The 18,561-nt window shown below is 60.8% G+C and carries 17 protein-coding genes; 8 read left to right on the top strand and 9 right to left on the bottom strand.

All coding sequences use genetic code 11. The features are described 5' to 3' along the window. Positions 1 to 9: 9 nt before the first annotated feature. The 3 genes from ABID12_RS17165 to parC all read right to left on the bottom strand — a co-directional run bounded on the left by ABID12_RS17165 (position 10) and on the right by parC (position 3,704). Entirely contained in the window at positions 10 to 555 is a 546-nt protein-coding gene (locus ABID12_RS17165) for a DUF2087 domain-containing protein (protein WP_354435348.1), read from the bottom strand. Positions 556 to 780: 225 nt separating this feature from the next. Then, the gene (locus tag ABID12_RS17160; RefSeq protein ID WP_354435346.1) at positions 781 to 1,248 is read right to left on the bottom strand and encodes a heme-degrading domain-containing protein; all 468 of its coding nucleotides are present in this window, start codon (positions 1,246 to 1,248) and stop codon (positions 781 to 783) included. Positions 1,249 to 1,424: 176 nt separating this feature from the next. Then, positions 1,425 to 3,704, bottom strand: a complete 2,280-nt coding sequence (gene parC / locus ABID12_RS17155; protein WP_106301602.1) for a DNA topoisomerase IV subunit A — start codon at positions 3,702 to 3,704, stop codon at positions 1,425 to 1,427. 206 nt (positions 3,705 to 3,910) lie between these two features. Between parC and ABID12_RS17150 the strand changes: the two genes are divergently transcribed. Next, complete coding sequence (locus ABID12_RS17150) at positions 3,911 to 5,152, top strand: aq_1923 C-terminal domain (protein WP_354435344.1); 1,242 nt, start codon at positions 3,911 to 3,913, stop codon at positions 5,150 to 5,152. 98 nt (positions 5,153 to 5,250) lie between these two features. Here the strand turns inward: ABID12_RS17150 and aspS are convergent, their stop codons facing one another. Next, positions 5,251 to 7,050 (bottom strand): aspartate--tRNA ligase, encoded by a 1,800-nt coding sequence (gene aspS / locus ABID12_RS17145; RefSeq protein WP_106302168.1) that lies wholly within the window; start codon positions 7,048 to 7,050, stop codon positions 5,251 to 5,253. 275 nt (positions 7,051 to 7,325) lie between these two features. On the opposite strand from aspS, the gene rnd reads away from it, so the two are divergent. Beyond that, positions 7,326 to 8,471, top strand: coding sequence for a ribonuclease D (gene rnd / locus ABID12_RS17140; RefSeq protein ID WP_106301608.1), 1,146 nt, complete (start codon positions 7,326 to 7,328; stop codon positions 8,469 to 8,471). A gap of 5 nt (positions 8,472 to 8,476) precedes the next feature. On the opposite strand, the gene ABID12_RS17135 is transcribed toward rnd, so the two are convergent. Then, positions 8,477 to 8,884 carry a DUF2000 family protein gene (locus ABID12_RS17135; RefSeq protein WP_319519500.1) on the bottom strand — a complete coding sequence of 136 codons (408 nt, stop codon included), beginning with the start codon at positions 8,882 to 8,884 and terminating at the stop codon, positions 8,477 to 8,479. Between ABID12_RS17135 and ABID12_RS17130 the strand changes: the two genes are divergently transcribed. After that, on the top strand, positions 8,883 to 9,785 hold the full coding sequence (locus tag ABID12_RS17130) for an AraC family transcriptional regulator (protein WP_354435342.1): 903 nt from the start codon (positions 8,883 to 8,885) through the stop codon (positions 9,783 to 9,785). The genes ABID12_RS17135 and ABID12_RS17130 overlap by 2 nt on opposite strands. Before the next feature lie 34 nt (positions 9,786 to 9,819). Here the strand turns inward: ABID12_RS17130 and ruvB are convergent, their stop codons facing one another. Genes ruvB through ruvC form a run of 3 tightly spaced genes read right to left on the bottom strand, consistent with a single transcriptional unit; the run spans position 9,820 to position 12,057 of the window. Beyond that, the gene (gene ruvB, locus ABID12_RS17125) at positions 9,820 to 10,854 is read right to left on the bottom strand and encodes a Holliday junction branch migration DNA helicase RuvB (RefSeq protein WP_354435340.1); all 1,035 of its coding nucleotides are present in this window, start codon (positions 10,852 to 10,854) and stop codon (positions 9,820 to 9,822) included. A gap of 57 nt (positions 10,855 to 10,911) precedes the next feature. Further along, entirely contained in the window at positions 10,912 to 11,532 is a 621-nt protein-coding gene (ruvA, locus tag ABID12_RS17120; RefSeq protein WP_354435339.1) for a Holliday junction branch migration protein RuvA, read from the bottom strand. Positions 11,533 to 11,544: 12 nt separating this feature from the next. Then, positions 11,545 to 12,057, bottom strand: a complete 513-nt coding sequence (gene ruvC / locus ABID12_RS17115) for a crossover junction endodeoxyribonuclease RuvC (RefSeq protein WP_354435337.1) — start codon at positions 12,055 to 12,057, stop codon at positions 11,545 to 11,547. A gap of 213 nt (positions 12,058 to 12,270) precedes the next feature. Between ruvC and ABID12_RS17110 the strand changes: the two genes are divergently transcribed. Beyond that, positions 12,271 to 14,061, top strand: a complete 1,791-nt coding sequence (locus ABID12_RS17110; RefSeq protein ID WP_354435336.1) for a potassium/proton antiporter — start codon at positions 12,271 to 12,273, stop codon at positions 14,059 to 14,061. A gap of 228 nt (positions 14,062 to 14,289) precedes the next feature. After that, positions 14,290 to 15,486 carry a phosphoglycerate kinase gene (locus ABID12_RS17105; protein ID WP_354435334.1) on the top strand — a complete coding sequence of 399 codons (1,197 nt, stop codon included), beginning with the start codon at positions 14,290 to 14,292 and terminating at the stop codon, positions 15,484 to 15,486. A gap of 349 nt (positions 15,487 to 15,835) precedes the next feature. Here ABID12_RS17105 and ABID12_RS17100 read toward each other — a convergent pair whose 3' ends face one another. After that, the gene (locus ABID12_RS17100; protein WP_354435332.1) at positions 15,836 to 15,994 is read right to left on the bottom strand and encodes a hypothetical protein; all 159 of its coding nucleotides are present in this window, start codon (positions 15,992 to 15,994) and stop codon (positions 15,836 to 15,838) included. A gap of 202 nt (positions 15,995 to 16,196) precedes the next feature. On the opposite strand from ABID12_RS17100, the gene ABID12_RS17095 reads away from it, so the two are divergent. The 3 genes from ABID12_RS17095 (at position 16,197) to rcdA (ending at position 18,470) form a co-directional block, all read left to right on the top strand. Beyond that, on the top strand, positions 16,197 to 17,480 hold the full coding sequence (locus ABID12_RS17095) for an MFS transporter (RefSeq protein ID WP_354435330.1): 1,284 nt from the start codon (positions 16,197 to 16,199) through the stop codon (positions 17,478 to 17,480). After that, a complete protein-coding gene (locus tag ABID12_RS17090) occupies positions 17,470 to 17,670 on the top strand; it encodes a DUF1192 domain-containing protein (protein WP_354435328.1) in 201 nt (66 codons plus the stop codon). Before ABID12_RS17095 ends, ABID12_RS17090 begins: the two co-directional genes overlap by 11 nt. Positions 17,671 to 17,960: 290 nt before the next feature. Then, positions 17,961 to 18,470 carry a protease adaptor protein RcdA gene (gene rcdA / locus ABID12_RS17085; protein ID WP_319519490.1) on the top strand — a complete coding sequence of 170 codons (510 nt, stop codon included), beginning with the start codon at positions 17,961 to 17,963 and terminating at the stop codon, positions 18,468 to 18,470. Positions 18,471 to 18,561: the final 91 nt, after the last annotated feature.

Genomic DNA, 18,561 nt, shown 5'->3' with positions numbered 1-18,561 from the left:
CTTGAACCGTCAGCCGGCTGTCCGCCGTGCTTTCAGGCGGGCGATGAGGATTTCGGCTTCCACCGTTGGCCTTTGTTCCACGCGCCGGTAGAGCGAGCAATCCCTTTTGCGTGTCACCAGCCCGTGTTCCACCATGCTTCGCCGCAATTGCGGGGCATCGCCAAACAGGTGATAGGCGTTCAACAGCGCGTTCATCGACGGTTCGGACATATCCGAGGAGGCCGGCATCAGCGCCCAGAAAGCCCAGAGACCAAGGCTCTGCACCGTCCGGCGGGACGGCCATTGTTTCAGTTTTCCGCAATGATCGAACTGATGGAGCGTGCGCTCCACCAGCCGGAAATCCGCAACCACCGGCTGCGCCTGCCGGGCGAGACGCTTCTCGGCCGCATAGGCGGCGCGCAGATGCTGAACATTGCGGAAACCGCCGGAGCGGGCAAGCATGTTCATCAGCGAAAGGTGAGAGGGCGCGCCCTCGCTATCGCCGAGCTGATGCGAAAGCGCACGGGTGAAAGCGGACAAATCATCCGCACGAAGAGGGATTTTCTGTTTCGACATGACTGGATCCCGAACATGCCGCTCATTGTCTCATCGCTGGTCGCTGACTTGCGAGGCGGCACGGTGATCTGGTCAGGTGTCGTCTTCAGATAAGCAGGTTTAGCATCCCAAAGGGAACAGCGACGCCTCGGTGAACTGCTGACCGTGGCGTGGCTGTAGCACAATCCTCAGCCGAAGAAAATACCGTTGCTCCTCCGGGTGGCGAAATGTCTCGCGACCGGATCACTAAGCGAGATAGGCTTCGAGAACCGCCACGATCAGACCGTGATCATCAGCGCTGGCAAGACCGGAAACGGTGATGGCGGCGAACACGCCGGTATCCTTGATGCGGACAGGAAAACTGCCGCCATGATCGGCGAAATCCTTGATATCGAGGCCGATTTCGGGACCGATCGTGCGGCCCTTGCGCTTGTGCGCAAGCTCGATTGCATAAGATGCGTGATGAAAATGAAAAACGACGTTGGATTTGCGTCGCGCCCACATGTCGTTATCCGGCGCAGAGCCCGGCAGGGCGGCATGAAACAGCGTGCGGTTCGGCGTGCGGATATTGATGACGACCGGCGCTTCATGCGCCAGCGCCCGGCCAACCAGCCGCTGGCCGAGATCCCAGGCGTCACTCTCGCTGAAGGTCTTGAACACCAGCCGCTCTTCCTGGGCCGCCACTTCTTTTTCGCTGTCGCTGATATCACTCATTCCTGCCTCCGCTGGAGTCCGATTAAAATGTCATCGAGTGAAACCAGAAAGCTGCGGTCGAACCGCCTGCCCGAATGCGGCGGGCTCACCTGTCTTGAACTGTAACACCCGCCCGCAACATAGCCATGACCGGCCTTGCGGTTCAATGGATGGCCGGCCGAAATGCAAGCTTTCCCCTACCCCCGGAACGTACCGTTCCTCGGAAACCCCTTCGGTGCGATCCTGCCGGCCATGGCGCGGTCGCCGCGCCATTCCATCAGTTCATCGACGTTGCGGGTATGGGTGCGACCGGCGCTATCGGTCCAGGTGAGGCCGTCTTCCAGCGCAAAGCACTTGGCATCCGACAGGCCGCCGTCCTTGTAGCGTTGCAGGCGCACGCCCTTGCCGCGCGTCATCTCGGCGACCTGCGACAGCGGGAAGACCAGAAGCTTGCGGTTTTCACCGATGACGGCGACATGATCGCCGGCAGCAGGCGTCAACAGCTTCACCTCCACCGGCATCGACACATTCATCACCTGCTTGCCCTTGCGGGTGTTGGCGACCATCGCGTCCTCATCGACGACAAAGCCATTGCCGGCGGTCGATGCGATCAGGAGCTTGCGGCCCGGCTCGTGCACAAACGCGGTGACGACATCCTGTTCGGCCTCGATATCCACCATGATGCGCAAGGGCTCGCCATGGCCGCGTCCGCCCGGCAGCTTGTCCGCACCAAGCGTATAGGCCTTGCCGCCGGTGGTGACGATCAGCAGCTTGTCGGTGGTCTGCGCCGGGAATGAAAGCTTGAGGCTGTCGCCATCCTTGAACGACAGGCCGGAGGTTTCGACATGGCCCTTCAGCGCCCGCACCCAGCCTTTTTCCGAGATCACGATCGTGACCGGTTCCTTTTCGATCATCGCCTGCTGGATGGCTTCGATATCGGTATCGGGCGCATGATCGAAGGTAGAACGGCGGCGGCCGAGTTCGGTCGCCTTGGCGAAGGTCTTCTTGACCTCGCCGATTTCCCAGCCGACCGTCTGCCATTGCTTGTCTTCGGATGCGAGCAGCGCTTCGATACCGGCCTTTTCCGCCGTCAGCGCGTCGAACTCCTTGCGGATCTCGATTTCCTCGAGCTTGCGCAAGGCGCGCAGCCGCATGTTGAGGATGGCTTCCGCCTGCACATCGGTGATCTCGAAACGCGCGATCATCACCTGTTTGGGCTCGTCTTCCTCGCGGATGATCCTGATCACCTCGTCGAGGTTGAGATAGGCAACCAGAAGACCGCCGAGGATTTCCAGCCGCCGGTCGATCGCCGCCAGACGATGGCGCGAGCGGCGCTGCAGCACCTCACGGCGATGGCCGAGCCACTCGGTGAGAACATCGACAAGGCCCATCACCTTCGGCACCTTGCCTTGGGAGAGCACGTTCATGTTCATCGAAAAACGGCTCTCCAGATCGGTGAGCTTGAACAGCGATTCCATCAGCAGCGCCGGGTCAACGGCGCGCGATTTCGGCACCAGCACGACGCGGATATCTTCGGCCGATTCATCCTGGATATCTTCCAGAAGCGGCAGACGGCGGGCGATCAGCAGTTCGGCGATCTTCTCGATTAGCCGCGACTTCTGCACGCCATAGGGAATTTCGGTGACGACGATCTGGTAATTGCCGCGCCCGAGGTCTTCCTTTTCCCAGCGGGCGCGCACCCGAAAGCCGCCGCGCCCGGTCCTGTAGGTTTCGACCATGGAGTCGAAATCCTCGACAATGATGCCGCCGGTGGGGAAATCCGGCCCCTGGATCATGTTCGCCTTCGGCCCGTCGGCGCCGGGCAGCGTCAACAGGTCCTCGACGGTGGCGTCGGGATGCTTGATCAGATGGATCGCAGCCTCGCACAGCTCGTGGGCATTGTGCGGGGGAATGGCGGTCGCCATACCAACGGCAATCCCGGTCGAACCGTTTGCGAGCAGGTTGGGAAATGCGCCGGGCATGACCACCGGCTCTTCGTCCTCCTCATTATAGGTCGGACGAAAGTCGACGGCATCCTCGCCGATGCCTTCCAGCATCAGCGCCGCCACATCGGTCATGCGCGCCTCGGTGTAGCGCATAGCCGCAGCGCTATCACCGTCGATATTGCCGAAATTGCCCTGGCCATCGACCATCGGATAGCGCTGGGCAAAGCTCTGCGACAGGCGCACCAGCGCATCATAGATTGAGGCGTCGCCATGGGGGTGGAACTTACCCATGACATCGCCGACGATACGGGCGCATTTCTTGTAAGCGGACCCCGGGCGAACGCCGATCTCGCTCATGCCGTGAATGATACGGCGATGAACGGGTTTCAGCCCGTCGCGCACATCCGGCAATGCGCGGTGCATGATCGTCGACAACGCATAGGCGAGGTAACGTTCTTCCAGCGCCTTGCGCAGGTCCACGGCATCGATGTGGTTGTCGCCGTCATCCGGCGGAATGATTTCGTTTCCCATGGCGCTTTGTTAGAGTATGCAACCTTCTCCCGCAAGCCGCATGGGCGGCCAATCCCCTGAAAACACGGGGGTCTCGTGCTCAAAATGGCACGAGTGACGCGCATCGGACACAAGGTTGACACCAACGTCATGGTGGCAAGATTGCAATTCTGTCTTATATGCCGAATAACTTGAACCAGAATCGGAACAGATACCGGGAGCCCCTTATGCGCAAAGCGCCTTTCCGCCACCTTCTTCTCGCCGGCAGCTTTCTGGCAGCAACGTCCGCGCCCGCCTTCGCCCTCGATGCGCAGGATATGCTTGCAAAGCTCAACGCCGCGTCAAAGGCGCAGGGCGACGTCACCTTCACCTATGACGATGTCGAGGAGGGCGACAACGGCGATCTCACGGTCACCGGCGTGGTCTACAGCATCGCGCCCGAAGCCGATGACGCACTCGGCGGACTGAAGCAGGCCGAACCGATGACGCTCGACTTCGAAGGGGTGACGGAAAACGAGGACGGCAGCTATTCGATCGACCGGGTTTCCGCCGCAGACATGGTCTTTACCGGTGAGGATCTGGAAATCAATGTCGGCTCGCTGGTCCAGAGCGATATCGCAGTGCCGGCAACGCCGGATGCGAGCGCTTTCGCCGGCTGGAGCTATGCCGGCAACACCGAGGTCGGCGACATCACGGTGACAACCGAGGGCCATCAGGTACTGGCCATCGACAACGCAACCGGCACGCAGCGCTTCGACGAAGACAACGGCACGGCAAGCTTCCGTGGCGATGTCTCCGGCGTCACGCTCGACCTTTCGAGCATCGACGACATGGAAGACGATGTGCGCGATGCCCTGACAGCGCTTGATCTGATGGAAACGCATTCCAGCGCAACCTTCAGCGGCGTATGGGATTCCCAGTCCGGCGATCTGGATATTCTGACCTATGATATTGCAGTCGAGGATGTCGGCACGCTGGCCATCAATTTCACCATGACCGGCCTGACGCTCGATACCGTCGAGACCCTGCGGCAGCTTTCCGCCGAAATGCCCGATACGGATGCGATGAAAGCAAGCGAAGGCGAGGAAGAAGCCGTAAATCCCTATCAGGCGCAGCTTCTCGAGATTGGCCAGAAGATCGGCATCTCCGAATTCGCGATCAGCTTTGCAGACGATTCCATCACCACGCGGGTGCTGCAATATGCGGCCGAACAGGAAGGCATGATTGCCGAAGAGATGGCAGACAAGATCGAAGTCGACCTAGGCACGAGCCTGAATGCGATGAACGTTCCCGGCCTTGCAGACATGGTGACAACGGCCGTCGGCACCTATTTCGCCGACCCACAGACCTTCAAGATCAGCATCAAACCGCAAATGCAGATGCCGGTTCTCGCGGTTATCATGGCCGGTGCGGCTGCCCCGCAGTCGATCCCGCAGCTTTTGAACCTGCAGGTCACGGCGAACGAATAAGCGCCCTTCCCGGCGCGGTTCGCCCCTCCACTTTCATTGACAAAAAAAGCCCCGGCGATCCTGTTCGCCGGGGCTTTTCAATGAACGGAACAAATGCCTCAGTCTTTCTTCTGCGGCAGGATGCGCAGGCCAAGCTCGCGCAGCTGCGCCGCGCCGGCTTCGGCAGGCGCCGACATCAGCAGGTCCTGGGCCTGCTGGTTCATCGGGAACAGCGTGACCTCGCGCAGGTTCTTCGCACCGACGAGCAGCATCACGATACGGTCGATACCGGCCGCCATGCCGCCATGGGGCGGAACGCCGTACTGGAAGGCGCGGTAAAGGCCGCCGAAGCGTTCCTCGACCACTTCCGCGCCAAGGCCGACATGGCCGAAGGCTTCCACCATGGTTTCCGGTATATGGTTACGGATACCGCCGGAAGCGATTTCAAAGCCGTTGCAGACCATGTCGTACTGATAGGCTTTCAGCGCCAGCAGGCCTTCATCGCCATCGGCCGCCTTCAGTGCATCCATACCGCCCTGCGGCATGGAGAAGGGGTTATGGGCAAAGTCGATCTTCTTTTCATCCTCGTTCCATTCGTAGAACGGGAAATCGACAATCCAGCACAGCGCGTAACGGTCCTTGTCGGTCAGGCCGAGTTCATCGCCCACACGGGTGCGGGCTTCGCCGGCAAAGCGGGCGAACTGGTCCGGGCGGCCGGCAACGAAGAAGCAGGCGTCGCCCTCGTCAAGCCCAAGCTGCTGACGGATCGCGTCGGTGCGCTCGGGGCCGATATTCTTGGCCAGCGGACCGGCGCCGGTGAGGTCCTCGCCTTCCTTGCGCCAGAAGATGTAACCGAGGCCGGGTTGGCCCTGACCCTGCGCCCAGGAATTCATCCGGTCGCAGAAGGCGCGCGAACCGCCGGTCTTGGCCGGAATGGCCCAGACTTCGACCTTGGGGTCCTTGGCGATCATGCCGGCAAACACCTTGAAACCCGAGCCGTCGAAATGCTCGGTCACGGCCTCCATCTCGATCGGGTTTCTCAGATCCGGCTTGTCGGAGCCATATTTGCGCATCGCCACATCGTAAGGAATGCGCGGGAATTCCTCGGTCACCGGCTTGCCGTCCGCAAACGCCTTGAAGACGTCGCGCAGCACTGGCTCCATGGTCGAGAGAATGTCGTTCTGTTCGACAAAGCTCATTTCCAGGTCGAGCTGGTAGAATTCGCCCGGCAGGCGGTCGGCGCGCGGGTCCTCGTCGCGGAAGCACGGGGCGATCTGGAAATAGCGGTCGAAACCGGAGGCCATCAGCAATTGCTTGTACTGCTGCGGCGCCTGCGGCAGGGCGTAGAACTTGCCCTGATGGATGCGGCTCGGCACCAGAAAGTCGCGCGCGCCTTCCGGCGAGGAGGCCGTCAGGATCGGGGTCGAATATTCGGTAAAGCCGGCGTCGGCCATCTGCTTGCGCATTTCGGCAATGATCTGCGTGCGCTTGACGATATTGGCGTGCAGCGTTTCGCGGCGCAGATCGAGGAAGCGGTATTTCAGACGCAGGTCTTCGGGATATTCCGGTTCGCCGAACACCGGCAGCGGCAGTTCCTTGGCTGCAGACAGAACCTCGATCTCCTCGGCGTAGAGTTCGATCTCGCCGGTTGCCATGTTCGGGTTCACCGTCTCATCGGTGCGCGCACGCACCTTGCCGTCGACGCGAATCACCCATTCGCCGCGAACCTTTTCCGCAGTGGAGAAGGCATTGGAGTCCGGGTCGGCAACAACCTGGGTCATGCCGTAATGGTCGCGCAGGTCGATGAAGAGCAGGCCGCCGTGGTCGCGTACGCGGTGGACCCAGCCGGAAAGGCGGACAGTCTGGCCAACGTCGGACTTGTTGAGGGCGGCACAGGAATGGCTGCGGTAGCGATGCATATTCTTATCCGTAAAAGGGTTTGGAAGGCAGGCAGGCGGATATCCGCGCCGGACTTCGCGGTGAATTCCGGCGGAAAAGCGCATGGCAGGCCCTCTTTGTCAAGGCAAAGCCCGTTTGCAGGCTGCTAAACCACATCAGGCGATCAACAGCAAGCTTTACCGCCATTGCGATCCCTCCGAACAGGCTTTTCCCTGCCGGTTTTTCTTCCGCGCCTTGACATCACCGCCCCAAAGGCCAAGGAAAGATGTCGAAACCAAACGACCGATATGACCTTATGATCGAAACCACTTCCGCTCTTGAAGAGGCCTGCGCCAAGCTCGCCAAATCCGAATTTGTCACCGTCGATACGGAATTCATTCGCGAAAGCACGTTCTGGCCGGAACTCTGCCTGATCCAGATGGCAAGTCCCGATGTTGAAGTGCTCGTGGATCCGCTGGCAAAAGGCATCGACCTGAAGCCGTTTTTCGACCTGATGGCCGACCCGTCCGTGGTCAAGGTGTTTCACGCCGCCCGCCAGGATCTGGAAATCGTCTACCACATGGGCGGGCTTTTGCCCGCGCCGCTGTTCGACACGCAGGTGGCCGCGATGGTCTGCGGCTTCGGCGATTCGATTTCCTACGACCAGCTGGTCTCGCGGCTGACCGGCGCCCATATCGACAAGTCCTCGCGCTTTACCGACTGGCGCGCCCGCCCGCTCAACGACAAGCAGCTTTCCTATGCGCTGGCTGACGTAACCCATCTCCGCGACGTCTACCTGAAACTGAGAGACGAACTTTCGCGCGAGGGCCGCACCGACTGGGTCGACGAGGAAATGGCGATCCTGGAGACGCCGGCCACCTATGACCTGCCGCCCGAACAGGCCTGGACGCGGCTGAAGCTGAGGGTCAAGAAACCGCTCGATTTCGCCGTGATGCAGGCCGTCGCTACCTGGCGCGAACACACCGCCCGGGAACGCAACGTGCCCCGCCGCCGCGTGCTGAAGGACGACGCGGTCTACGAAATTGCCCAGCAGCACCCGACGGAGCCGGAAGCGCTTGCAAAACTGCGGATGATCCCGAAGGGGTGGGAACGCTCGCATGCCGCCGCCGGCCTGCTGGAGGCCGTCGAGACGGCGCTGCAGATCCCGAAAGCCGACCTTCCGCGTATTCCCCGCCAGCCACAACTGCCCGATGGCGCAGCCGCTGCCGCCGAACTGTTGAAGGTTCTGCTCAAGATCGTTGCCGAGCAGAACCAGGTCGCCGCCCGGGTGATCGCCTCATCCGACGATCTCGACCGGATTGCCGCCGAAGGCGAAGACGCCGATGTGGAAGCGATGAAGGGCTGGCGCCGCAAGCTTTACGGCGAACCGGCGCTGCAATTGCTGAAAGGCGAGGTCGCGCTGCGCTTTGTCGACAAGAAGGTGGAGATGATCGACGTCTGAGAACATCAGGGGTGCATTTTCGCACCTTTGGAAATCTTGTCGGCGATCTTCTTGTCCGCGCGAAAGGCAATGCCGACAACCTTGGCATCGTCGGGTGCGAATTTGGCGAAAACAGCACGGTTTTCGGCATCATGGCCGGTTGCGAACATCTCTTCCAGGTAAAGTGCGGCCGGCACTTCCCGCTCGAGCGAACGCTTCAGCGCCTTTGAAAGCGTTGCCTGATCACCGCCAAGCACGATGATCGGCTGCACGCAGAGGGGAAAATAGACATTGCCGTCGCGATCCCTGTAGTCTTCTCCCATCAGTCCCTCCTGAGACGCGGCAATGCCGGAAGACAGGAAGGCCGTGACGTTGAGCTTTTGCCAGACGGCAAGATCGTCGCGCACGATGATGACGAATTTGGTGTCGAACATGAATGCAAACTCCGGAATGGGATTTGATGGATCGACCGCCACCCTAGCGCGGCAGGCGGAGGGCGATCTTGAACGTTCGTGCAGACGCGACGCGATTGTCACCGCACCGGCCGAAGACGGGATCGAGCGGATCGAGGCCCGGTTTTCCGGCAATGTTTTCTCACCACACCGCCACGACACCTATGCGCTCGGACTGACGATCGCCGGGGTCCAGACATTTTCGTATCGCGGCGCGGCGCGGTTTTCGACGCCCGGCCGGTTGATCATCCTGTCGCCGGACGAACTGCATGACGGCGGCGCCGGCGGAGAGGACGGGCTCGTCTACCGGATGCTTTATATCAGCCCGGACAGGATCAGCGCCGCGCTTGAAAACATGTCGCGGTTTCGCAGCCTGCCTTTCGTGCAGGCGCCTGTGGTGGATGATCCCGGCCTGTGTTCAAGCCTGACGGAAGCGCTTGGCGAACTCGATACCGAAATGGGCGAATTGAAGTGTGACGACCTCACGGCGGAAATCGCCGGTCACCTGCTGCGCCTTGGCGATGCCGGTGCGCAAGGCACAGGCGGGCCGCTTGCGCGAAAGGCGCTTCTGCGCTGCCGGGACTATCTTGCCGAAAGTGTTGAGACCAATATCGGCTCGGAAACGCTCGAAGCCCTTTGCGGCCTCGACCGGTTTTCGCTTTCGCGCCAGTTCCGCGCGGCTTTCGGCACCAGTCCGCACCGTTTTCTGGTGCAACGGCGGCTGCAACGGGCAAAGGCGTTGATTGCCAGCGGCGAGACGCTGGCGGAGGCCGCGCTTTCCGCCGGCTTTGCGGACCAGAGCCACATGACCCGGCATTTCAGAAAGACCTACGGCATGACGCCCGGACGGTTTCAGGCGCTGACGACCGCACGCCCGCGTTAAAGCTTAAAAACGCCGCAGCGCCGGGACGAAAGGTTCACTCGCCCTCGTCGAACAGCCGGAACTGGTCGATTTCCTTCGGCGGGTTGAGGCCGAGATGTTTCCAGGCGGTCGCCGTCATCACCCGGCCGCGCGGGGTGCGCTGAATGAAACCCTGCTGGATCATATAGGGTTCTATAATATCCTCGATCGCATCGCGCGGCTCCGAAAGCCCTGCCGCGATGGTTTCGATGCCGACCGGGCCGCCGCCGAAATGCTGGCAGATCATGGTCAGGTAGCGCCGGTCGAGCTGGTCGAAGCCCATATGGTCGACCTCAAGCCGCGTCAACGCTTCATCGGCGATGGCCCGAGATACCTCGTTTGCATCCGCAACCTCGGCGAAATCGCGCACACGGCGCAGCAGCCTGCCGGCGATCCGCGGCGTGCCGCGGGCGCGCCGGGCAATCTCGCGCGCACCGTCATCGCTCATGCCAAGGCCCATCAGCCGCGCGCCGCGGCGAATGATCGATTCCAGCTCCTCCACCGTGTAAAAATTCAGCCGCACGGGAATGCCGAACCGGTCCCTCAGCGGGGTCGTCAACAGGCCGAGCCGGGTGGTGGCAGCCACGAGCGTGAACTTAGACAGATCGATCTTGACCGATCGCGCCGCCGGCCCCTCGCCGATGATCAGGTCGAGCTGAAAATCCTCCATCGCCGGATAGAGGATTTCCTCCACGGCCGGGTTCAGCCGGTGGATTTCGTCGATAAACAGAACATCGCGCTCTTCCAGATTGGTCAAGAGTGCGGCCAGATCACCGGCCTTGGCGATCACCGGGCCGGATGTGGCGCGGAAATTGACGCCGAGTTCCTTGGCCATGATCTGCGCCAGCGTGGTCTTGCCCAGCCCTGGCGGGCCGACGAACAGAACATGGTCCAGCGCCTCACCGCGCCGTTTGGCTGCCTCGATGAAGATTTTCAGATTGGCCCGCGCCTCCGCCTGGCCGGTAAAATCATCCAGCGTCTGCGGCCGCATGGCAGCATCGATGTCCTCGGCACGGGACTCGGGCGATATCAGGCGATTGTCATCATTCATAATTCGTCATACTGCCAAATTTTCCAGCTTGTCCCGCACCAGCATAGAGAACAGGTATCAAGTCGCCAATTCTTTCAGGCCCAGACGGATAAGGACGGCGCTGTCGGCGCCCTCGCCCGCGTTTTTCAGCGCGGCAGAGACCGCGCCGGCGGCCTGATCGCGTGAATAGCCGAGATTGGACAATGCCGAAATCGCGTCGCTGACTGCGGCAGGCGCCGCCCCCTCGCCGACCTCCTGACGGAAGGCGACGCCTTCGCTGTCGCCCATCGAAAGCCCGGCAGGAACCTTGTTCTTCAGCTCCGTGACGATCCGGGTGGCGACCTTCGGCCCGACGCCCGGCGCGCGCGAAACCGCCGCCTTGTCGCCAAGCGCCACCGCGTTGGCAATCTCGCCTGCCGACAGCGTTGACAGGATAGCAAGCGCCACACGGGCCCCGACCCCCTGCACGCTTTGCAGCAGGTTGAACCAGCCGCGTTCCTCCGCACTGATGAAACCGTAAAGCTTCAGTTGGTCCTCGCGCACGAAGGTTTCGATCACCAGTGTCACCGCCTCGCCGGGCGAGCCAATGCGCGAAAGCGTGCGCGTCGAACAGAACGCCACATAGCAGACGCCATGGACATCGACGAGCACATGGTCGTCGCCGATCTCGTCAATCACGCCCTTCAACTTGCCGATCATGCAGAGTGTTCCTTATCCGGCCAGAGCCGCCTTCATCATCCGGTTTGCGCCACGATTATGCGCATGGCAGATGGCGATCGCCAGCGCGTCGGCCGCGTCGCTGCCCTTGAACTGAACCTTCGGCATCAGCACCTTCAGCATCATGTGGATCTGTTCCTTGTCGCCGTGGCCGACACCGATGACCGCCTTTTTCACCGCATTCGGCGCATATTCGGCAACATGAAGACCGGCAAGCGAGGGCACCAGAAGCGCGATGCCGCGCGCCTGACCAAGCTTCAGCGTGGCCACCGCATCCTTGTTCACGAAGGTCTGCTCGACGGCCGATTCATCCGGCGTGTAGCCATGCACGACCTCCGTAAGCCCGTCATGCAGCTGCCTGAGACGCGAGGCAAGATCCATCTGGCCATCCGTGGTAACCGTGCCTGAGGCGATGAACTTCAGAGAATTGCCGAGCGTCTCGATCACGCCCCAGCCGGTGCGTCTGAGGCCCGGATCAATACCGAGAATACGAATCGTCTTTTCCATGCAATTACCCTATCTGCCTTGTCGTCAGGCTTCCAGAGAAAAGTGAACAAAACAAAAACATTCTCATGCAGCCATGCATGTACAGACACACAGCCTTCCAATAGTGGAGACTTTAAATGGCTGCGCCCACGCACTACCTAGCCCAGAAAATCAAAAGATTTGGACGGGTGCGGGGCCGGTGGGACCAATACCGCCGGATGGAAGGGAAGACGATTGACGACTTTTTACCTCGCGGTGATGATTTTCTCCGCACTCGTCCTGCTCGCCGCGCTTTCGAGCGCTCTGGCGTTTCGTTTCGGGGCCCCCTTGCTGTTGCTGTTTCTTGGCGTCGGCCTGCTGGCCGGCACCGATGGCTTCGGCATCGAATTCAGCAATGATGCACTGACCTTTTATGTCGGCTCTCTGGCGCTTGCGGTCATCCTGTTCGACAGCGGTTTCGGCACTGCGTTCAAGACATTCAGACGCATCGCGGCGCCGGCTGTGCTTCTTGCCACCGCGGGTGTTCTCATCACCGCAGCGCTTGTCGCCGTGGCCGCAGCGGTCATTCTCGACTTCTCCCTGCTTGAAGGTTTTCTGCTCGGCGCAATCGTCGCCTCCACGGATGCGGCCGCCGTGTTCTTCCTGATGCGGATCGGCGGCATTCACGTCGTCGACAAGGTCAGTTCGACGCTTGAAGTCGAATCCGGCATCAATGATCCGATGGCGATCTTCCTCACCATGACGCTGGTCTCCATGCTCTCCGTTCAGGGGTCGGGGGCGGAGGAAACGCTGGACATGGTCCTCCATTTCCTGCGCGAAATCGGGTTCGGGCTGCTGTTCGGTATTGGTGGCGGCATGTTGACGATCCTGATCGCAAACTCCTTCGGGCTGAACCGGGGGCTTGCGCCGATCCTCGTGCTCACGGTTGCCCTTCTGGTGTTTTCGGCGACGGGGGCTGCGGGCGGAAGCGGGTTCATGGCCGTCTACATCGCCGGCCTGATCGCGGGCAACAGACGAGTACGCTTTTCAGGGGCCATCAGGCGGTTTCAGGAAGGCATGACCTGGCTTGCCCAGATCATCATGTTCCTGCTGCTCGGCCTTCTGGCCACACCGCACAGATTTCCCGAAATCTTTCTGCCGGCATTGGCGCTGGCGCTGTTTCTGGTGTTCGTTGCCCGGCCTGTCGCCGTCTGGCTTTGCCTGTTCCTTTTCGATTACCGTCCGCGCGAAACGAATTTCATCGCCTGGATCGGCCTGCGTGGTGCCGCCTCGATCCTGCTGGCCATTCTGCCGGCAATCTACGGGCTGGAAAATGCCGGACTGTTCTTCAACATCGTCTTCGTCATGGTGCTGGTGTCGCTTATCCTGCAGGGCTGGATGCTGGCGCCGGTCGCCCGGTTTCTGGATCTGGTGCGGCCCAGGGCAAGCGGCGCGCTGGAAACGGTGGAGGTCGACCTGCCCGGCAACGCCAAGCACGAGCTTCTGGTTTATCGCCTTGCCGAAGGTGCTCCGGTCCTCGAAGGCGCACTCATTCCGCGCTGGGCCATCCCCTCGCTCGTGGTTCGCGACGGATTATCGATGCGCTATTTCTATGCCGGCGATCTGAAGGCAGGAGACTATCTCTACCTCTTCGTGGTGCCGGGCATGTCCTATCTGCTGGACCGGCTTTTCGCAGATCCCGATACGATCGACGGCAGCGGTGAGGAATCGCTGCTGGGCACGGAAGTCCTGATGCCGGACCGGCCGCTTGGCGAATTGCGCGCCATCGAACCGACCGTCGCCATTCCTGCCGGATCGGAGGAAACGCGGATTGCCGATTTCATCAAGGAACGTCTGGGCGGCAAGCCACATATCGCCGACAGGTTGCATCTGGGGCCGCTCTCGCTGATCGTGCGCGAGGCCGATGAGGCGCATAATGTCATGTCCATCGGTGTCTGGCGCGAACCGGAAGACGACAATACACCGCTTGTTTTCCGTGCAATTCGGGCACGCTTTGCCCGGCTTTTTCTCAAGTTCAGGCGCTAGAGCGGCAATCCTCGTAAAGACCATTCACGCCGACGTGCTTTTCTGACCTCTGTCATTGCCGCTTGCCCTGTTTTTGAATAGAAATCGTTGCGCCCAAGATGTTTTTGGCGGTGCGCTCCGCACCCGATAACAAGACCGGCACGCCGGAGCCTCGAAAAGCCCGCTGCCGGCAAGCCAATCCAGAAGCGCCGGCCTCCCGGCACTTCCAACCGAAAGAGGAAGACATCCATGCCTGCCTTCAAAACACTCGACGACCTTTCCGACCTGACCGGCAAGCGCGTTCTGGTCCGAGTCGACCTGAACGTGCCTGTCAGCGAAGGCAAGGTCACCGACACGACCCGCATCGAACGGGTTGCCCCCACCATCCTCGAACTTTCGAACAAGGGCGCAAAGGTCATTCTGATGGCCCATTTCGGCCGTCCGAAGGGCCAGGTCGTTGCCGATATGTCGCTGAAGCTGATCGTTCCGGCTGTCGAAAGCGTGCTGGATCACGCTGTGAAATTCGCGGACAACTGCGTCGGCCCGGACGCGGAAGCCGCCATCGCCGCCATGCAGGACGGCGATATCCTGCTGCTGGAAAACACCCGGTTCCACAAGGGCGAGGAAAAGAACGATCCCGATTTCGTGGCTGAACTGGCCAGGAACGGCGACATCTACGTCAATGACGCATTTTCCGCCGCTCACCGCGCCCACGCCTCGACCGAGGGCCTCGGCCACCACATGCCCGCCTATGCCGGCCGCACCATGCAGGCCGAACTTGAAGCCCTGGAAAAGGGCCTCGGCGATCCCAAGCGCCCGGTTGTCGCCATCGTCGGCGGGGCCAAGGTCTCGACCAAGATCGACCTGCTGGAAAACCTGATCGACAAGGTCGATGCGCTGGTGATCGGCGGCGGCATGGCCAACACCTTCGTTGCCGCCAAGGGCATCGATGTCGGCAAGTCGCTCTGCGAGCATGATCTGGCCGACACGGCGCGCACCATCATGGCAAAGGCCGAAAAGACCGGTTGCGCCATTGTTCTGCCGGTCGACGGCGTTGTTGCCCGTGAGTTCAAGGCCAATGCTGCAAACGAGACGGTCGCGATTGACGCCATTCCGGCCGATGCGATGATGCTCGATGTCGGACCGGAATCGGTCAAAGCCGTCAATGAATGGATCGGCAAGGCCGAAACGCTGGTCTGGAACGGCCCGCTCGGCGCGTTCGAAATCGAGCCTTTCGATGCCGCCACGGTCTCGGCCGCAAAATTCGCCGCCGAACAGACCAAGGCCGGCAAGCTCACCTCGGTCGCCGGCGGCGGCGATACGGTCTCGGCACTCAACCATGCCGGCGTGAAGGACAAATTCAGCTATGTCTCCACCGCCGGTGGCGCATTTCTGGAATGGATGGAAGGCAAGGTCCTTCCGGGCGTCGATATTCTGAAGAAGTAACGGCTTTACAGAGATCGGATACAAGGGCGGCCTTAGAGCCGCCCGTTTTCGAAAACCGACCACACGTCGCGTAAACCTTGTGACTGGCATGAGGACATACCGGCTGTTCGGGCCAAGGCGTCTGCCACGCGCCTCAGGCGTCATCCTCGTGCTCGACACGAGGATCCAGTTGCGGTTGCGGCACGAAAACGATTGAATTTTGTTTATAAATCAGGGCATCAAGCCGACAACGTGCGCCACGTGTCGAGGACTAGATGGATCCTCGTGTCGAGCACGAGGATGACACCAATCGTTGGAGTTGCGATCAACAGTCTGAGGCGGCCCGCGTGGCCGCCTTTTTCTTTCAATCTCAGGACGGGCGGATCATCAGCACGAGCACCATCATCGCAAGCGCAAAGGGCGCGATTTTCCAGAAGTCCATCCGCTTCTTCAGCCCCGGAAGCCCCAGCGGTTTGATGATCTGAACCGCCATGGCGGCGATGAGAAGCAACGATATCAGCTTGGCCATGGATGTCCCTGCCCGCCCGACCTCGAGCGGTTTGTTGTCAATCGCCCCTTGTCATAGCGCGCGAAAACCGGTGCGTCACCCGCATCGGACCGAATTCCTCAGTGCATTCCGGATGGGTGGTGGTAATATCCGGGAACAAGTGCAGACGTTGCCGCGTTGAACCTTCACCTTTTTTATGTCTTTCATTTATCCGGGCGACTTGATGAAACGTAATCTTTTTCCTGTTTTTGCGCTGCTTCTCGGCACACTTTTTCTTTTTTTCGGTAATGGTCTCCACAGTCTTCTCCTGCCATTGCGCGGTACGGCGGAAGGTTACAGCGATACAGCGCTCGGCTTTATCGGCACGTCATGGGCATCGGGCTTCGTGCTTGGCTGTCTGCTGGCGCCGAAGCTGATCATGCGGATCGGGCATGTGCGCGCCTTTTCCGGCTTTATCGCCCTCATCTGCATGGTGGCGCTGATCACCGGTGTATTCGTCAACCAGTTCGGCTGGATCGCGCTGCGTGCGGCAACCGGCTTTGCGATGGCGGGCACCCAGATGATCATCGAGAGTTGGCTCAATGAGCGCGTCGACAATTCAAGCCGCGGCACGGTCTTCACCTTCTACACCGGCATCACGCTTTTCGGCGTCGTCGGCGGACAGCTGGCCGTCGGCTTCGGCAATCCCAATACGCCGATCCTGTTCATGGTTGCCGGCATCGTCTACTGCATCGCCATGCTGCCGACGACGGTGTCGAATGCGGCCTCCCCGCGCCCGCTCCAGGCCGTCCGCATCGACCTCAAACTGCTTTACCGCAACTCGCCCGTTGCCTTTTTCGGAGTGCTGCTGACCGGCATTGCCAATGGCGCCTTCGGCACGCTGGTGGCCGTCTTTGCCGCCCGCGCCGGGCTTCCCGACAATCAGGTCGCCTTTCTGGTAACCGGCGCCATTCTGGCCGGCGCGCTTGCCCAGGTGCCCGTCGGCCGGCTTTCCGACCGGATGGACCGGCGCTATGTGATCGCGGGCCTTGCGGCAATCGCGGCAGCGGCGGCGATCACCGTCGTGATCTTCAAGCCCGGCAGCACCACGTTGATCGTCCTGATCGCCACCTACGGCGCCACGGCCAACGTGCTTTACCCGATCACGGCCTCGCATGCGAACGACTTTGCCCGACCGGAAGATTACGTCAAGATTGCAAGCGGCCTTCTGTTCCTGTTCGGCATCGGCACCATCATCGGCCCGACTGTCGGCGGCCCCGTGATGTCGAACTTCGGCCCCTATGCGCTGTTCATCGTCACCGCCACAGCGCATGTCCTGATCCTTGCCTATGCCATCGTCCGTTCCCGCATTCGCGCCGCCGTGCCCGTCACCGACCGCGAGGCCTTCACGGCCATGCCGGATGCGGCAACGCCGGTTTCCACCACCGAAGGGGTTGCGCTGAAGAACCCGAACCGCGAAACCTCCGTTTACGACGAAGAAGAAAGGAGCGAAGATCATGCCGCTTGATGACGACAACGACGACAAGAAACCGGCAAGGAACCAGTACATCATTGGCGCCGATCTGGAAGAACATTCGGTCGAGGCGCTGAACGGTTTCGTCGAGGAGCTGCGTCGCGAGATCGAACGCCTCGAGGCTGCCATCGGCAGGAAGGGCAGCGAGCGCGAAAAGGCCGAAAGTTTCTTCAAGAAGAAATAGTCCGCTCCGCTGCAGCCGGCCTTTAACGCGATATTAACCTTTCCAAGTTGTTATAGGTCATCCGCTTGGCGGAGTCGGGATCTCTGTCTTTATTCCGATCATCACCCTTTGACTTACGGGCCGCTCTTTGCGGCTCTTTTTTTTGCACAACCCGGCATTCGGCAGTGGGTATTAACCCTTCGTTAAGAAACGGGTTGCGGAAATGCGTTACAGGTATATTTGTTGTCAACGTTGTTGAAGACTTGCCGCACCAAGCGTATCGCGGCAATCGGCGTAGCAAGAGTATGCAAATGACCAGTACCGGGGCACATCCGATCAGTTTTGCGGGACGGGCCGCCAACTCACCGCAGTTCGATGCCCTTTATGCCGAAGGCATGACGCTTGTCGAGGAGACAGCCGCCTATCTGGACGGTCCCGGCCGGGCTGCCTCGAAATTGCTCAGTGCAAGAGCGGCCGCACTTTACTCGGCGGAATCGATCCGGCTCACCACGCGCCTGATGCAACTGGCATCGTGGCTGCTGCTGCAGCGATCGCTGAATTCCGGCGAGATGAGCCGTGAGCAGGTGATCCAGGAGCGCAACAAGCTGCGTCTGGGCGGCGGCGGAGACGAAGAGGGCCTTTCGGCCTGGCGGGAACTGCCGCCGGGTTTCCGCGATCTGGCAGACCATGCCACACGGCTTGAAACCCGCATTCGCAAACTCGATGAAAGCCTGATGCGCGGCCACGTTCAGCCGGAACCGGCCAACAACCAGGTCATCGCCCAGATCGATCTGCTGCAGACCGCCTTCGCAAGACGCTAGAGCGTTTCCCTTTCATGTTGGATCGTATCCGCATGATGTGAAGAAGTTGCGGGCCTCTTGAGGCTCGACGAGGTCGATCAGTTTTCCGATC

Origin of the sequence: Martelella mangrovi, assembly GCF_040545495.1 — a bacterium.
Taxonomy (GTDB): Bacteria; Pseudomonadota; Alphaproteobacteria; order Rhizobiales; family Rhizobiaceae; genus Martelella; species Martelella mangrovi.
The sequence above is the reverse complement of the archived record's forward strand: the minus strand, read 5'-3'. Positions and strand labels throughout refer to the sequence as shown.

Coding starts and splice junctions, on each gene's coding strand:
- ABID12_RS17165 (WP_354435348.1), bottom strand. CDS start 555: ATGTCGAAACAGAAAATCCCTCTTCGTGCGGATGATTTGTCCGCTTTC.
- ABID12_RS17160 (WP_354435346.1), bottom strand. CDS start 1,248: ATGAGTGATATCAGCGACAGCGAAAAAGAAGTGGCGGCCCAGGAAGAG.
- parC (WP_106301602.1), bottom strand. CDS start 3,704: ATGGGAAACGAAATCATTCCGCCGGATGACGGCGACAACCACATCGAT.
- ABID12_RS17150 (WP_354435344.1), top strand. CDS start 3,911: ATGCGCAAAGCGCCTTTCCGCCACCTTCTTCTCGCCGGCAGCTTTCTG.
- aspS (WP_106302168.1), bottom strand. CDS start 7,050: ATGCATCGCTACCGCAGCCATTCCTGTGCCGCCCTCAACAAGTCCGAC.
- rnd (WP_106301608.1), top strand. CDS start 7,326: ATGATCGAAACCACTTCCGCTCTTGAAGAGGCCTGCGCCAAGCTCGCC.
- ABID12_RS17130 (WP_354435342.1), top strand. CDS start 8,883: ATGAATGCAAACTCCGGAATGGGATTTGATGGATCGACCGCCACCCTA.
- ABID12_RS17135 (WP_319519500.1), bottom strand. CDS start 8,884: ATGTTCGACACCAAATTCGTCATCATCGTGCGCGACGATCTTGCCGTC.
- ruvB (WP_354435340.1), bottom strand. CDS start 10,854: ATGAATGATGACAATCGCCTGATATCGCCCGAGTCCCGTGCCGAGGAC.
- ruvA (WP_354435339.1), bottom strand. CDS start 11,532: ATGATCGGCAAGTTGAAGGGCGTGATTGACGAGATCGGCGACGACCAT.
- ruvC (WP_354435337.1), bottom strand. CDS start 12,057: ATGGAAAAGACGATTCGTATTCTCGGTATTGATCCGGGCCTCAGACGC.
- ABID12_RS17105 (WP_354435334.1), top strand. CDS start 14,290: ATGCCTGCCTTCAAAACACTCGACGACCTTTCCGACCTGACCGGCAAG.
- ABID12_RS17100 (WP_354435332.1), bottom strand. CDS start 15,994: ATGGCCAAGCTGATATCGTTGCTTCTCATCGCCGCCATGGCGGTTCAG.
- ABID12_RS17095 (WP_354435330.1), top strand. CDS start 16,197: ATGAAACGTAATCTTTTTCCTGTTTTTGCGCTGCTTCTCGGCACACTT.
- ABID12_RS17090 (WP_354435328.1), top strand. CDS start 17,470: ATGCCGCTTGATGACGACAACGACGACAAGAAACCGGCAAGGAACCAG.
- rcdA (WP_319519490.1), top strand. CDS start 17,961: ATGACCAGTACCGGGGCACATCCGATCAGTTTTGCGGGACGGGCCGCC.